Here is a 12,195-nt window from a genome sequence, read left to right on the forward strand (position 1 = left end):
GGGCTGACCGGGGGACGCCGTCCCCCATCCGGCACCGGCTCAGGCTCCGGCACCCGCTCCGGACACGCTTGAGGGGTGCACGCACCAGGCGTGCACCCCTCAAGCGGTGAAGTTCGGTGAGGCTCAGCGGCCTTCTTCGTCTCGGCGACGCTGCCACCGCTGCTCGATCCGCTCCATCATCGAGCGGCGCTGTTTGCCCTGGCGGCGGCCGTGTCCCTGGGCTGTGCCAGGAGCGGCCTGCTCCCCTGGCTTGGGGGCCTTGCGCCAGCCGGTCACAGCGAGAACGGCGCAGCCGAGCATCACGAGGAAGCCCACGACACTGATCCAGATCTGCTGCGCGACCATGCCGGCCATGAGGAGCGCGATACCCACCAGGAATCCGGCAACTGCCTGGTAGACCCGTCGACGGGTGTGTGTACGCAGCCCGCTTCCCTCAAGCGCTGTCGCGAACTTGGGATCTTCGGCGTACAGCGCTCGCTCCATTTGCTCGAGCATTCGCTGCTCGTGCTCCGAGAGCGGCACGGAGTCCTCCTCATCGTGCAGTCGCCGGGGCGACCGGGGGTCCCCTTCAGGATAGGCAGGGAATCGCCCCCGTGAAACCCGCCCCTCTACGCCAATTCGCCTTCCGGGCCCGTCATGGAGGTCCGGCCGTGCTGAAACTTGCATGCCCCAGCGGCCGACCCGTCATGCCGGACGGTGTCCTTCGATCATACGGGGCGAAGCGCCCGATCGGGGGTCCTGTGGCGTACTCCATCTGCGGCTGCGGTGCTGATCAGCGCCGCAGCGCCGGTACGGGGCCCGGCTCCGGGTGGGGCCGGGCCCCGTACGGCGGCCGGGGAGTGCTATGCGGCGGCCTTCTCGGCGAGTACGTGGAGCTGGGTGGCGACCGAGTGGAAGGCGGGCTGCTCCGCCGCGGCGGCCTCGAGCTTCAGCAGGGCGTCGAGCGCGCCGGGCTCGGTGTCGACCAGGACGCCGGGCACGAGGTCGGCGAAGACGCGGACGCCGTGCACCGCGCCGATGCGCAGGCCGCAGTCGGTGACGAGCCCGGTGAGCTGCTCGGCGGTGAAGCGGCGCGGGACGGGGTCGCCCTCGCCCCAGCGGCCGTCCGGGTCGGTGAGCGCCTCCCGGGCCTCGGTGAAGTGGCCGGCGAGGGCCCGGGCCAGCACGGCACCGCCGAGTCCCGCGGCGAGCAGGCTGAGCGTGCCGGTCTCGCGCAGGGCGGCGACGACGTTGCGCACGCCTTCGGCCGCGTCGTCCACGTACTCCAGGACGCCGTGGCAGAGCACCACGTCGTAGTCGCCGCGGCCGACGACGTCGAACAGGCCGTGCGCGTCGCCCTGGACGCCGCGGACCTGGTCGGCGACCCCGGCCTCCGCGGCCCTGCGTTCGAGCGCGAACAGGGCGTTGGGGCTGGGGTCGACGACCGTGACGCGGTGTCCGAGCCGGGCCACGGGCACGGCGAAGTTGCCGCTGCCGCCGCCGGTGTCCAGGACGTCGAGCGACTCCCGTCCCGTCGCCTTGGCCTGACGGTCCAGGGCGTCCTTCAGGACCTCCCAGACCACGGCGGTACGGAGAGAAGCGCGGGGGCGCATCGGGTCCGACACGGCAGTTGACTCCTCGGCGCGGCACCGCCTGCTGTCGGCGGAGCGATGGGGTTGGTTCACCCGGCTTCACTTGGTGCGCAAAGCGCAGGTGGTCCCACCCTATTGCCTCCCGGCCGCTGACCTGTCATCCGCCCGGGGCGCCTCCTCGGTCTCTCTTGTGCACGTCGGTTCTCACCCCGCGTCCGGTCGGTCCTGGCGGGGCTGGGGCAGGGCGGGCTGGAGGACCAGCATGCGTTCGACGAGGCGCAGGAACATCGCCACGTCGCGCATCAGGTCGTCGGCGTCGCGCGTGCTGGCCGCTCCTCTGATGCCGGCCTCGGCGCGGGCCCGGCGGCGGGCGCCGGAGGCGAACAGGGCGCTCCACTCGGTGAGTTCGGGCGCTATCTCGGGGAGCACTTCCCAAGCGCTCCTGATCCGCCGGCGTTTGCGCGGGTCGGTCTCCGGGCGCCCGCGGGCCGCGAGGACGGCGGCCGCGGTGCGCAGGGCGGCGAGGTGGGCGGCTGCGTAGCGCTCGTTGGGGGTTTCCAGGGTGACCGCGTCGTCGAGTCCTGTGCGGGCCTGGGCCAGCAGGTCGAGAGCGGCCGGTGGGGCCGTCGTCCGGCGCAGCACGGGGTGGACGTCGCTCGCCGGACCGTTCAGTGAGGGGGCAGGGCCGGTGGTGCGGCGCCGGCGTGCGGCGGCTGCGGAAGAACTGGCCATGACGAACCTCCTGTCGTCGTATGACGGCGCATAAGTAGCCGTATGACCCCATCGTGAAGTACGCCACTGACAATCGGCCCTGACCTGCGGTTTTGGCTCGATCAGGGATTCGGGTACGGGAGTTGGGGCGGGTGGCTCCGCAGGTCCGGGGTCCCGGCTGCTACTGTTTCTGCACTGACCGGTCAGTTCAAAAGAAGCTTTGAAGAGTTCACCTTTGAAGAGTTCACGAGGGGGAAGGTCTGTGGAGAGCCCGCACGGGGCACCCCGCGGCATATCCGTCACGGCCGAGGGCTTCGGCCTCAAGGGCCCGCGCGGCTGGGCGTTCCGCGACGTCCGCATCGACGCGGAGCCCGGCGCCCTGATCGCCGTCGAGGGGCCGTCCGGCTCCGGCCGCACCTGCCTGCTGCTCGCCCTCACCGGGCGGATGCGGCCGACGGCGGGGCACGCCGCGATCGGCCGGATGCGGCTGCCCAAGCAGATGTCGGCGGTGCGCAGAGTCAGCGCGCTCGGCCCGGTGCCCGGCGTGACCGACCTCGACCCGGCCCTGACCGTGCGCGAGCAGATCCACGAACGCGCCCTGCTTCAGCGGCGGTTCGGCGGCTCGCTCCACTCGCTGCTGCGCCGGCCGTCCGAGCGGCGGGAGTCGACGAAGCGACGTGTCGACGACGCGCTCGCGTCCGCCGGGCTCGACCTGGAGTCGCTGCCCAAGGGCCCGCGTACGTCCGTGCGCGACCTGGAACGCCTGGAGGCGCTGCGGCTTTCCGTGGCGCTCGCGCTGATCGCGGAGCCGCGGCTGCTCGGCGTGGACGACGTGGACCTGAAGCTGTCGGACGCCGAACGGGCCGAGGCGTGGGACCTGCTGCGGTCGGTCGCCGCGTCCGGCACGACCGTCGTCGCGGTGTGCAGCGAGGCGCCCGAGGGCGCGGTCGTGGTCTCCACGGCGCCCGCGGAGGACGTACGCACCGAAGAAGGCACCGCCGCGGACGAGGACCGCGACGCGGCGGACGACCCGGCGCGCGGCGAGACGGACGCCGGCACGGACGACGAGAACGAGACGAAGGGGGCGGCGGATGCGTTCGCCGAAACTGGCCGCGCTTGAGCTGAGGCGGTTCGGCAGGGGCAAGCTGCCGCGCGCGGCGCTCGTCGCGCTGCTGCTGCTTCCGCTGCTGTACGGAGCGCTCTACCTGTGGTCGTTCTGGGACCCGTACGGCCGGCTGGACAAGATCCCCGTGGCGCTCGTGAACGACGACAGGGGCGCGACCGCGGACGGCAAGAAGATCTCCGCGGGCGACTCGATCACCGAGGGACTGCGGGACAGCAAGACCTTCCAGTGGCACGAGGTGAGCGCCGCCGAGGCACGCAAGGGCGTCGAGGACGGCACGTACTACCTGTCCCTGACCATGCCGAAGGACTTCAGCGAGCGGATCGCGTCGAGCTCGGGGGACGAGCCCGAGACGAGCGCGCTGCAGGTGCGGACGAACGACGCGAACAACTACATCGTCGGGCAGATCTCCCGGACGGTGTTCTCCGAGGTGCGGACGGCCGCCTCGACGGACGCCTCGCGCACGTTCCTCGACAAGATCTTCATCTCGTTCTCCGACATCCACGGCAAGACCAAGGAGGCGGCCGAGGGCGCGGACAAGCTCAAGGAGGGCGCGGGGAAGGCCAAGAAGGGCGCGAAGGAGCTCGCGGACGGCCTCAAGGACGCGAAGAACGGCTCCACCGAACTCTCCGGCGGGATCCGGCGGTTGGACAAGGGCGCCGGTGAACTGGAGCGCGGCGCGGGCCAGGTGGCCGCGGGCACGCAGGCCCTCGCCGACAAGGTGAACGCGAGCGCGGACAAGGTGCGCCCGTTCCTGAAGGACAACAGCGAGACCATCGGCGACACCGCGCGGCTCGTGTCCGACTCGACCGCGGTCGTACGCCGGCACCTGGACGACCTCGCGGCGGCGGCCCCCGGCGCGGCCGAGGACTCCCGCAAGGCGTCCGAGCGGCTCGACGCGGTGTACGCGTCCCTGTGCGAGGACGCCGCCCTTCCTAGCCCGCACTGCCCGGCCCTCAAGGACGCCAAGGAGGCCGCCGCCACCACGGCCCGGATCGCCGGCGACCTCGACCGGGTCGTCAAGGACTACGACGGCGACATCGCGAAGCTCGACGGCCACCTCGCCAAGCTCCAGCAGCAGGCCGACGCCCTGGCCGAGCGGGCGCCGCACCTCGCCGGGGACCTGGACGACGCGGTCGCGAAGATCAACAAGCTGAACAGCGGCGCCAAGGAGGTCGCCAAGGGCGCCGGCAAGCTGCACACCGGACTCGGCACCGCCAAGACCGGCGCCGCCGACCTGGACAGCGGCGTGGGCCGCCTGAAGACGGGCGCGAACGACCTCGACGGCGGCATGTTCAAGCTGGTCGACGGCTCCGGAGAGCTCGCGGGCGGACTGCACGACGGCGTCGCGAAGATCCCGGACTACGACAAGCAGGACCGCGACGAGCGCACCGAGGTCATGGCCGACCCGGTCCAGCTCGCCTCGCAGTCGCTGCACAAGGCGCCCAACTACGGCACCGGTTTCGCCCCGTACTTCATTCCGCTGTCCCTGTGGGTCGGCGCGATGGTCGCGTACATGCTGATCCAGCCGATGAACCGGCGGGCGCTCGCGGCCGGGGCCTCGGCCTGGCGGATCGCGCTCGCGGGCTGGCTGCCGGTGGCGGCGCTCGGGGCGCTGCAGGTGGCCGCGCTGATGTCGGTGCTGCACTGGGGACTCGGCCTGGAGATGGCCAGGGCGGCCGGAACGATCGGCTTCCTGCTCCTCGTCACCGGGTGCTTCGCGGCGATCATCCAGTGGCTGAACGCCCGCTTCGGGGCGGCCGGGCGGATCCTCGTCCTCGCGGTCCTGATGCTGCAGCTGACGTCGGCGGGGGGCACCTACCCGGTGCAGACCAGCCCGTCGTTCTTCAACGCCATCCACCCGTTCCTGCCGATGAGTTACGTGGTCGAGTCGCTGCGCAGGCTGATCAGCGGCGGTGACCTGGGCCCGGTGTGGCAGGCGTGCGCCGTGCTGCTCGCCTTCACGCTCGGCGCGCTCGCCCTCACGGCGCTGTCCGCCAAGCGCAAGCAGGTGTGGACCCTGGACCGGCTGCACCCGGAGCTGAGCCTGTGAGCACCGCGAGCGGAACGCGACCTGTGAGAATCGGGGCCATGGAAAGCAGCAGCACACGGCGCCAAGCCACCAGGGCCAAGCTCTACGAAGCAGCCGTCACGCTCATCGCCGAGAAAGGCTTCTCCGCGACCACGGTCGACGAGATCGCGGAGCGGGCCGGAGTCGCGAAGGGCACGGTCTACTACAACTTCGCGAGCAAGGCCGAGCTCTTCGAGGAGCTGCTGCGGCACGGCGTGGGCCTGCTGACCGCCTCGCTCCAGGAGGCCGCCGACCGCACCGCCGCGGAGGGCGGCAGCAAGGTGGACGCGCTGGACCGGATGATCCGCGCGGGGCTCGTCTTCATCGACACCTACCCGGCGTTCACCCAGCTCTACGTCGCCGAGCTGTGGCGGACCAACAGGGCCTGGCAGTCCACGCTGATGGTGGTCAGGCAGCAGGCCGTCGCGGTCGTCGAGGGCGTGCTCCGCGAGGGCGTCGAGGCCGGTGAGCTGAGCTCGGAGATCGACATTCAGCTCACCGCGGCAGCGCTCGTCGGGATGGTCCTGGTCGCCGCCCTCGACTGGCAGGCGTTCCAGCCGGAGCGGACGATCGACGACGTCCACGCGGCGCTGTCCCGCCTCCTCCAGGGCCGAGTCGGCGGCACGCGCGCGTAGAGCCGGTTTTCGGAAACCGCGTAGAGCCGGTTCTCGGAAACAGGGGGAGGTTCTCGGGAACCGGGAAGACGGAGACGAAGACGAAGACATGAAAGCGCCGGCCCCGTGAGGCTCGATCCCCCCGAGCCTCACGGGGCCGGCGCGTCCCCCGTGACGTCCCCCGTTCACGTCCGGGGTGCCGCACCGTTCCGCCGCCCCGTGTCGGCGGTGCCGGCGCCGCGCCCCTTCCGTGCCCCCTACTCTTCCGTCTGCGCAGGTCGGAGCCCATCCGCGCAGCTACTCATCTGCCCGTCTGAGTACGCGTACTCAGACCTGCGCGCTCGCCCCCAGCCGGAACGCCGCCCCTCTGGCTACGATCGCGTCCGTGTCCGTACTCCCCCTCGTCTTCACGAGCGGCTGGGCCAGCGGCATCAACGCGTACGCGGTGGTGCTCCTGCTCGGCATCTTCGGTGCGACCGGTCTGACCGACGACGTGCCCGAGTCGCTGCAGCGCACTGATGTGCTCTGTGTCGCCGGTGTGCTGTTCCTCTGCGAGGCGGTGGCCGACAAGATCCCGTACGTCGACTCCGTCTGGGACGCGGTGCACACCGTGATCCGGCCGGTGTCCGGCGCGGTGGTCGGGGCGCTGCTCGCCGGGCAGAGCGGCTCGCTCAGCGATCTGGCGGCAGGCGCTGTCGGCGGTTCGACGGCGCTCGCGAGCCACGCCGTGAAGGCCGGCACACGGATGGCGATCAACACCTCCCCGGAGCCCGCCAGCAACTTCGTGGTGAGCGTGGCCGAGGACCTGGGCGTCGGCGGCCTCGTCTCGTTCGCGATGTTCTATCCGGAGGCCGCGGCGATCATCGCGGCCGTGCTGCTTGTCATCGGCCTGGTGGTGCTCGTCTTCGTCGCGCACCGGATCCGCCGCTTCCTGCGCCGCCGGGCCCAACGCCGCGAGGAGAAGCGCCTCGCGGAGCGCACAGCCGCGCCGCCGGGCTGACCTCGCGGGACGGCCGCCCCGGCAGGCTGCCCCGGCGGCCCCGACGGCCTGCGGCGTTGTCAGTGGCGGCCGATAAAGTCCCTGGCATGGCACGGATTGCGGTGATCGGCGCCGGCATGGGCGCGATGGCGGCCGCTGCCCGGCTGGCCGTGGCAGGCCACCGGGTGGCGGTGTACGAACAGGCGGAGACGTACGGCGGAGAGGTCCGCCGCTTCGAGCGCGACGGCTTCGCGTTCGACACGGGCCCCGGCCTGCTCCCGCTCCCCGCCGTGTACCGCGACCTGTTCGTGAAGACCGGAAAGAAGCCCCTGGAGGAGTGCGTCGAGCTCGTCCAGGTCGACCCCGCGGTGCGGCACGTCTTCGCGGACGGCCGGTCGGTCGACCTGCCGAACGTCTCGCGCGCGGGCGTGGTCGAGGCGCTCGACGCGGCGTTCGGCGCCCCCGCCGGCGAGCGCTGGGGCGCGTTCCTGAACCGCGCGCGGGACACCTGGGACCGCTGCCGCCGCCCTCTCCTGGAGGAGCCGCTGTGGCCCAACTGGGAGGTGCTCGCCGAGCGCGACCCGTACCCCGCGGTGCGCAGGAGCGGGCTGCTGCGCCGCAGACCGCCCACGTTCGCCGAGGTGACCCGGCGCGAGCTGGCGGAGCCGCACCTCGTCGCCCTGGTGGAGAGCGCCCTGCTCGCCCACGGCCTGGACCCGCGCGCGACCCCGGCGAGCGCGGCCGTCCTGCCGTACATGGAGCAGGCCTTCGGCACCTGGTACGTCCGCGGTGGCACAAGGGAGTTGGCGCGCGCGGTGTACGAGCGCTGCCGCGAGCGGAAGGTGGAGTTCAGCTTCGGGGCGGAGGTGGTCGCGGTCGTCGAGAAGGACGGCCGGGCCGCGGGCGTGGAGCTGGCCGACGGCACCCGTGTCGAGGCGGACCACGTGGTGGCCGGCATCGCCCCGCGCCGCCTGCAGGAGCTGACCGCCCACCGGCTGCAGGCCGAGGGGGACGTGGGGCCGGCCGACGACGCGGCGCTGAGCGGCGCCCGCTTCACGGTGCTGCTCGCCCTGCGCGGCGCCCGGGAGGCTGGCGCCGTGCACCGCACGGTGGTCCATCCGGCCGACCGCAGACCGGAGTTGGACTCCCTCGCGACCGGCATCGGCCCCGGCGTGCGCCCGACCGTCACGGTCCTCCGCCCCGGCGACCCGGCGCTCGTGCCCGATGCGGAGCACGAGTCGGTGGTGCTCTCCGCCGCAGCCCCGTCGCCGAAGGTCCTCGCGGATCCGGCGGGGGCGCAGCGTTACGCGGACGAGCTGGTGGCGGCCGCGGAGTCGGCGGTTCCGGGGCTGCGGGAGCGGATCGTCTGGCGCGAACTGCCGGACGGCCCGCCCGTGTTCGCGGCGCACCCGGCGCTCGCGGGCGCGGACGGCCGCTTCCTGTACCCGTCGAACTCGACGCGGCTGCCCGGCCTGTATCTGGTCGGCGGCTCGGCCCACCCCGGCGGCGGGCTGCCGCATGCCGGGATGTCCGGGGCTCTGGTCGCGGGCCTGATCGTCGAAGGGCCGGAGTTCCGCGGCTCCCAGTGAGCGTGTCCGTCCATCAGGAGCGGACTGCGGAACTCCGGCCCTGCGGACGGGAGTCGGCGGCCGAGCCCGTCGGCCCGGCGCCTCAGTAGCGGTACTGCTGCTCGTTGTAGCCCGTGTCGTACCCGCTCTGGTTCTGGTACGGGTAGGGCTGCTCGGGCGGCAGGTCCGCGCCGCCCTGCTGCTCGTCGCCGGTGCGCTGCTGCGGCACCCACACGCCGCCGGGCGGGGTGTCCGACGGGTAGCCCGCGGCGTACGGGTCCTGGTAGCCGGCGTCGTAGCCCTGCTGCGGCTGCTGGCCCCCGTACGTGTCGTACGCGCCGTAGCCCGCCTGGCTGCTGCCGATGTACGGGTCGGAGTAGGCCGCGTACTGCTGCTGCTCGTCGTAGCCGTAGTTCTGCTGGTCGTAGCCGCCGCCCGTGCCGTACGCGTCGTAGCCGAAGTCGGCGGGGCCGGCGGGGGCCGCGGCGGGCGGGGGCGGGAAGGCCGAGTCCTGGTAGACGCCGTACTGGCCGGTCTCGTCCGGGAGCGGCTCCGGGGCGTACACCGGGGCCTGCTGCGGGGGTTCGGGGGTCTCGAAGTCCCGCGGTCCGTCCGCGTAGTCGGCGCTCTGCGCGGCCGGGAAGGGCTGCGTCTGGTCGGGGAACGGCTGGCTCTGGTCCGGGAACGGCTGGTTCTGCTCCGGGAACGGCGGGGCGCCGGCCGGGGCGGCGAAGGGCTGGGCGTCCGGGGCGTACGACTGCTCGTACTCGACGTCGGAGACCTGGAGGGCCGGGTCGGCGTGGCTCTCGGCCTTGCGGCGGCGGCTCGCGCCGGGTCCGCCGCCGATGGCCCAGCCGGTGGAGAAGCCGCGGCGGAACGAGAGCGTCACATAGGTCTGGCCGACGGCGAACGTGGCGGCGCCGGCGCCGATGACCCAGATCGACGGCATGAGGACGCCGACGACCACGCCGAGAAAGCCGACGAAGGCGAGCAGCCGCCAGCGCAGCCGCGCCTTGTACTGCAGCAGCACTTCGCCCAACAACCACAGCGCGACGATTCCGAACGCGATGTAGAGGACCGTCCAGCCCATGTACGCCCCTCTCCTGCGGCCGCCCGCCCTGCCTGGTTCGGGCAGGGGGCTACGACCTGGGTCTCAGGCCTGCTGTGGGTCGTGCAGGCCCAGGTTCTCGTAGATCTCCAGCGTCGCCGCGGAGTTGTTCATGGTGATGAAGTGCAGACCGGGCACTCCCTCGGACAGCAGCCGAGCGCTGAACTCCGTCGCGAACTCGATGCCAATGGAGCGTACAGCCGCCGGATCGTCCTGTGCCGCGAGGATGCGGTCTTTCACATCCTTCGGGAACACGGCGTTGCTGAGTTCGGCGAAGCGGGTCAGCTGCTTCACGTTCGTGACCGGCACGATCTCCGGAATGATGGGGGTTTCGCAACCCGCGGCCGCCACCTTGTCGCGCAGCCGCAGATACGCCTCCGCGTCGAAGAACATCTGCGTGATGGCGTAGTCGGCGCCCGCACGGCACTTGTCCACGAAGTGGCGGACGTCGGTGTCCCAGTCGTCGGAGCGCGGGTGCATCTCCGGGAAGGCGGCGACGCCCACGCAGAAGTTGCCCGAGTTCTTGATCAACGCGACGAGCTCGGCCGCGTACGTCAGGCCCTCGGGGTGCGGCACCCAGTCGCCCATCGGGTCGCCCGGCGGGTCGCCGCGGACCGCGAGGATGTTCCTGATCCCGGCGTCCGCGTACTGCCCGATGATGTTGCGCAGCTCGGCGACCGAGTGGTTGACCGCGGTCAGGTGCGCGACGGGGGTCAGCGTGGTGTCGGCGACGATCTGCTGGGCGCCCTTCACCGTGCCCGCGCGGGTGGAACCGCCCGCTCCGTATGTGACGGAGATGAAGTCGGGGGCCACCGCCTCGACCCGGCGCAGCGAATTCCAGAGGGTTCGCTCGCCCTTGGGGGTTTTCGGCGCGAAGAACTCGAAGGAGTACGTGGTCTTGCCGGTCGCGAGCATGTCGCGCACGGTGCGTGCGCGATCCATCCGGGTGGAAGCAGTGCCTAGGGCCATACGGGCAGGTTACTCAGGGGTTCTCGGCACCCCAACCAGACCAGGGGAATTTGTCCACAATGGCCGTTTGCCGTCCACCCTTCGGACACTTGTGTGCCAGTTCCGGCCACACGGCATCACGGACGGCCACCCCTTGGGGGTACCTGCCCGGCGCCGGTCAGGCCGTCGCCGCCTCGCGGAGCCGTCTCGCGAACTCGGCGGCCGCGGCGGCCGGGTCGTCGGCCTCCGTGATGGCGCGTACGACGACCACGCGGCGGGCGCCCGCTTCGAGCACCTCGTCGAGGTTCCCGGCGTCGATGCCGCCGATGGCGAACCAGGGGCGGTCGGTGCCGAGCCCCGCGGTGTACCGCACCAGGTCGAGGCCCGGGGCGTACCGGCCGGGCTTGGTGGGGGTGGGCCAGCAGGGGCCCGTGCAGAAGTAGTCCACACCGGGCTGCGCCGCGGCCGCTGCGGCCTCGGACTCGGCGTGCGTGGAGCGGCCGATGAGCGGCCTCTCGCCGATGATGGCGCGGGCGGCGGGCACCGGCAGGTCGCCCTGGCCGAGGTGCAGGACGTCGGCCGCGATGGCGTGGGCGACGTCCGCCCGGTCGTTCACGGCGAGGAGCTTGCCGTGCCGCTTGCAGGCGTCGGCGAAGACCTGGAGGTGCTCCAGCTCCTCGCCGGCTTCCATGCCCTTGTCGCGCAGCTGCACGATGTCGACGCCGCCGGCGAGCACCGCGTCCAGGAACTCGGGCAGGTCGCCCTGTGCCTTGCGGGCGTCGGTGCACAGGTACAGCCGTGCGTCGGCGAGGGCCTCGCGGGGTGCGCGGGACATGGAAGGACTCCCCCCGTTTCGTGGCGTACGGACCGCGGGCCGTGCCGTGGTCCGTACGCCGTCGGTTGTCGGTTCAGGTGGTGCGCCCGGTTTCCCGGTTGGGGTGATGCATCCGGTTTCCCGGTTCAGGTGGTGCCTCCGGTCGCCCGGAGGGACCAGGTGTCGCCTCCGGTTGCCCGGAGGCATCAGGTGGTGCCTCCGGTCGCCCGGATCAGACCGCGAGCGCCTGGGCGCGGCGCTTCACTTCCGTGCCGCGATTCTCGCTCAGGGCCTGCGCCGGGGTGCCCGGCAGGGATTCGTCGGGGGTGAAGAGCCACTCCAGCATCTCTTCGTCGTTGAAGCCGTCGTCCCGAAGGAGCGTCAGGGTGCCGCTGAGGCCCTTGACGACCTTGTCCCCGTCGATGAAGGCGGCGGGGACGTGCAGTGCCCTGTTCTCGCCGCGGCGCACGGCGATCAGCTGGCCTTCCTTGACGAGCTGCCGGACGCGCGTCACCTCGACGCCGAGCATCTCGGCGATCTCGGGGAGGTTGAGCCAGGCAGGGACGAGAGCATCGATTTTTGCGTCAATCTCGGTCACAGGGACAAGCGTGCCATCCCGGACTGACAGTCGGTACCCGGCGCCCCCGATACGGCCCCCGCAAGCCGCCCGACCAGGCGCGATCTTCCC

General features: G+C 72.1%; 12 protein-coding genes. 5 read left to right on the forward strand and 7 right to left on the reverse strand.

Features of this window, described 5'->3' with window-relative positions:
- Positions 1 to 123 precede the first annotated feature (123 nt).
- From ACIDOF_RS04545 to ACIDOF_RS04555, 3 genes are all read right to left on the reverse strand, one after another.
- Complete coding sequence (locus ACIDOF_RS04545; RefSeq protein ID WP_409004322.1) at positions 124 to 522, reverse strand: DUF3040 domain-containing protein; 399 nt, start codon at positions 520 to 522, stop codon at positions 124 to 126.
- Positions 523 to 842: 320 nt separating this feature from the next.
- Entirely contained in the window at positions 843 to 1,604 is a 762-nt protein-coding gene (locus ACIDOF_RS04550) for a methyltransferase (protein ID WP_409004323.1), read from the reverse strand.
- A gap of 171 nt (positions 1,605 to 1,775) precedes the next feature.
- Positions 1,776 to 2,303, reverse strand: a complete 528-nt coding sequence (locus ACIDOF_RS04555) for an SAV_6107 family HEPN domain-containing protein (protein WP_409004325.1) — start codon at positions 2,301 to 2,303, stop codon at positions 1,776 to 1,778.
- Positions 2,304 to 2,544: 241 nt separating this feature from the next.
- On the opposite strand from ACIDOF_RS04555, the gene ACIDOF_RS04560 reads away from it, so the two are divergent.
- The 5 genes from ACIDOF_RS04560 to ACIDOF_RS04580 all read left to right on the forward strand — a co-directional run bounded on the left by ACIDOF_RS04560 (position 2,545) and on the right by ACIDOF_RS04580 (position 8,658).
- Positions 2,545 to 3,402: an ATP-binding cassette domain-containing protein gene (locus tag ACIDOF_RS04560; RefSeq protein ID WP_409004326.1), complete on the forward strand. Its 858-nt coding sequence runs from the start codon at positions 2,545 to 2,547 to the stop codon at positions 3,400 to 3,402.
- Complete coding sequence (locus ACIDOF_RS04565; protein WP_409004327.1) at positions 3,374 to 5,458, forward strand: YhgE/Pip family protein; 2,085 nt, start codon at positions 3,374 to 3,376, stop codon at positions 5,456 to 5,458. The genes ACIDOF_RS04560 and ACIDOF_RS04565 overlap by 29 nt, the downstream gene beginning before the upstream one ends.
- A 38-nt stretch (positions 5,459 to 5,496) precedes the next feature.
- Positions 5,497 to 6,111 (forward strand): TetR/AcrR family transcriptional regulator, encoded by a 615-nt coding sequence (locus ACIDOF_RS04570; RefSeq protein ID WP_409004328.1) that lies wholly within the window; start codon positions 5,497 to 5,499, stop codon positions 6,109 to 6,111.
- A 364-nt stretch (positions 6,112 to 6,475) separates the two neighbouring features.
- Positions 6,476 to 7,090, forward strand: a complete 615-nt coding sequence (locus ACIDOF_RS04575) for a DUF4126 domain-containing protein (protein ID WP_409004329.1) — start codon at positions 6,476 to 6,478, stop codon at positions 7,088 to 7,090.
- A gap of 86 nt (positions 7,091 to 7,176) precedes the next feature.
- Positions 7,177 to 8,658, forward strand: coding sequence for a phytoene desaturase family protein (locus tag ACIDOF_RS04580; protein ID WP_409004330.1), 1,482 nt, complete (start codon positions 7,177 to 7,179; stop codon positions 8,656 to 8,658).
- Between the two features lie 82 nt (positions 8,659 to 8,740).
- Here the strand turns inward: ACIDOF_RS04580 and ACIDOF_RS04585 are convergent, their stop codons facing one another.
- The 4 genes from ACIDOF_RS04585 to ACIDOF_RS04600 form a co-directional block, all read right to left on the reverse strand.
- The gene (locus ACIDOF_RS04585; RefSeq protein WP_409004331.1) at positions 8,741 to 9,727 is read right to left on the reverse strand and encodes a hypothetical protein; all 987 of its coding nucleotides are present in this window, start codon (positions 9,725 to 9,727) and stop codon (positions 8,741 to 8,743) included.
- 63 nt (positions 9,728 to 9,790) lie between these two features.
- Complete coding sequence (metF, locus tag ACIDOF_RS04590; protein ID WP_409004332.1) at positions 9,791 to 10,714, reverse strand: methylenetetrahydrofolate reductase [NAD(P)H]; 924 nt, start codon at positions 10,712 to 10,714, stop codon at positions 9,791 to 9,793.
- Between the two features lie 157 nt (positions 10,715 to 10,871).
- Complete coding sequence (thiE, locus tag ACIDOF_RS04595; protein ID WP_409004333.1) at positions 10,872 to 11,528, reverse strand: thiamine phosphate synthase; 657 nt, start codon at positions 11,526 to 11,528, stop codon at positions 10,872 to 10,874.
- A 211-nt stretch (positions 11,529 to 11,739) separates the two neighbouring features.
- Positions 11,740 to 12,105, reverse strand: a complete 366-nt coding sequence (locus tag ACIDOF_RS04600) for an Rv2175c family DNA-binding protein (RefSeq protein ID WP_409004334.1) — start codon at positions 12,103 to 12,105, stop codon at positions 11,740 to 11,742.
- Positions 12,106 to 12,195 lie beyond the last annotated feature (90 nt).

Origin of the sequence: Streptomyces sp. Da 82-17, from assembly GCF_046098215.1 — a bacterium.
In the GTDB taxonomy this organism is placed as follows: Bacteria; Actinomycetota; Actinomycetes; order Streptomycetales; family Streptomycetaceae; genus Streptomyces.